The 1,973-nt window shown below is 67.7% G+C and carries 3 protein-coding genes and 1 pseudogene; all 4 read right to left on the reverse strand.

The annotated features are described in order from the left end of the window. Positions 1-338 (reverse strand): MFS transporter (locus tag AB4Y84_RS20285; RefSeq protein WP_442250782.1); only part of this gene is annotated, 338 nt, incomplete at its 3' end. A 125-nt stretch (positions 339-463) separates the two neighbouring features. After that, positions 464-1,219 carry a hypothetical protein gene (locus tag AB4Y84_RS20290; RefSeq protein WP_442243657.1) on the reverse strand — a complete coding sequence of 252 codons (756 nt, stop codon included), beginning with the start codon at positions 1,217-1,219 and terminating at the stop codon, positions 464-466. 10 nt (positions 1,220-1,229) lie between these two features. Beyond that, entirely contained in the window at positions 1,230-1,859 is a 630-nt protein-coding gene (locus AB4Y84_RS20295; RefSeq protein ID WP_442243658.1) for a DUF3299 domain-containing protein, read from the reverse strand. Then, a pseudogene (locus AB4Y84_RS20300) lies at positions 1,849-1,973 on the reverse strand (DUF3299 domain-containing protein); the annotation flags it as partial. The gene AB4Y84_RS20295 and the pseudogene AB4Y84_RS20300, both read right to left, overlap by 11 nt.

The following is a 1,973-nucleotide window of genomic DNA, read 5'->3' on the forward strand; positions in this document are numbered from 1 at the left end:
GCGATCAGCTGCCCTGCGGTTGCAGAGAACGCCGCTGCCAACGAGGCGATGCCGAACACCACCAGTCCGACCAGGAACATCCGGCGATGGCCGATGCGGTCGCCCAGGGTGCCCGCCCCCAGCAGCAGGCCGGCCATCACCAGCGGGTAGGCGTTGATGATCCACAGCGCCTGCCCGGCACTGGCCGACAGCTCCTCGATCAGGGTCGGCAGCGCGGTATACAGCACCGAGTTGTCCAGCGTGACCAGCAGCAGGCCGGCGGCGACGGTGAACAGCAGCGACCAGCGTCGGGCGCGCGACAGGGACGGAGCACCGTCCAAGGGCTGGGAGAGAGCCATGGGAACCTGGATGGGGAAGGAGTACGCCCATAACTATACAGGATGTCCTGTATAGTTATGAATGTCCCAGCGAACGCCATTCAGCTGCCGAGAGGCGCAATGCTCCCTGCCTCATGACCCTGGGCCTACCTGCACTCCGCAGGCAATGCAGCGACCGCCTGCACTATCGGGTCCTGCATGGCGTGTCCCACCGCGGCATCCAGCTCGCCACGCAGATGGCCGTGCTGCCGCTGCATCTCCTCTTCGCACAGCGCACGCACCCGGGCGCGGGCGTTGCTGCGCAGCGTGCTGCAGCGCCAATCGACCCCTGCCAGCGGCAGCACTGAATAGACCACGCTGTTGCAGGCGTTGCCGGCGCGTTCCGCCAGCGGACGCCCACTGAAGTCACGCGGCACGCTGCTGCGCTGCGGATCGAAATAGCTGTCCGGGAAGGTGCGCGCGTACTGTTCGATGTCCACCTCGATAGTGCCGCCTTCGCCCGCCGGCACGCGCAGTGGCTGACCGCAGCCGGTGGCGTCGGCGCGGTGTTGGATGTACTGGTAGATCGGTCGGTCCAGGCTCGCATCCTGCGCGGTAACGGCGCTGACCGCCGCCAGCACCGGCAGCGACGCGCGGTTGGCCATGCGCGCCAGCACTCCCGCCTGCTCTGGTTCGCAGCGGTCGCGCAGCGTCGCCACCAGCAGGAACAGCAGGTCATCACGAAAGGCCTTGTCGGCAGCCAGGTGATGTTCGATGCGTGCCTGCGCCTCCGCCACCGGTGCGGGAAATGCAACGACCGGTGGCGAGGGCGCGTGCGTTGCGTTCCACAGCAGCGCTACCCCGCTCCCGGCCAGCAGCACCACAATCAGCAGCGCGACGGTGCGTGCGCGGAGCCTCGTCATCGGGTGCTCGTCATTGGCTGATCGCGGAAAGCGTCGCTGCGGCAGCGTCATAGGACGCGCTGGCGATATCCGCCTCGAAGTGCTTCACCTGCAGGCGCCCGGACAGCCGGTAGGGATCCCACAGCGCGCCCATCGTGATGGGGGTGGCCAGGGTCACATGGATGATCTGGTTCGGCGGTGGCGGCGGCACGTGGATGCACGCGCCATAGAACGGCACGAACAGCAGTTCGTCCACCTGCCCGGCGTCGTTCATCGCCAGCGGCACCACATAGCCATCCAGGTCCAGCGCCCGTCCATCCACGCCATCGACCACCGCCGACGAGCCGAACTGCTGCGCGCGTAGCGGGCTGGAGTGATCGATGGCCTGCCCAGGCAGCGAGCCCGAACCCGTATCGTCGATCAAGCCCCCCACCCCGTCCATGCCATTGCCACGCGACAGCCCGATCTGCGGCGGTGGACGCTGGAAGCTGTCCTCTTCGGGCATCAGCGCGTCCCAGCGATCGATCACTGCAGACGCCGCCGCCGGCGACGCAGCGCCATTGCTGGCCTGTGGCGGTGGGGCGTCCACGGCGGGCCTGCCACAACTGGCCAGCAGTACAGCGGCAAGCACACCGCCAAGCAGCTTCGCGCTACGGTTCATAAGGCCTCAGTTCGGCGTCGGCCATGCTGTAGGCGGAGCCGGCAAGATCATCGTCCACCCGCTCGGCGCGCAGCACGCCTGCCAGGAAGAACGGCGAGTACATGTCGGGCATGG

The organism is Stenotrophomonas sp. 2YAF22 (genome assembly GCF_052114665.1).
Classification (GTDB): domain Bacteria; phylum Pseudomonadota; class Gammaproteobacteria; order Xanthomonadales; family Xanthomonadaceae; genus Stenotrophomonas; species Stenotrophomonas indicatrix.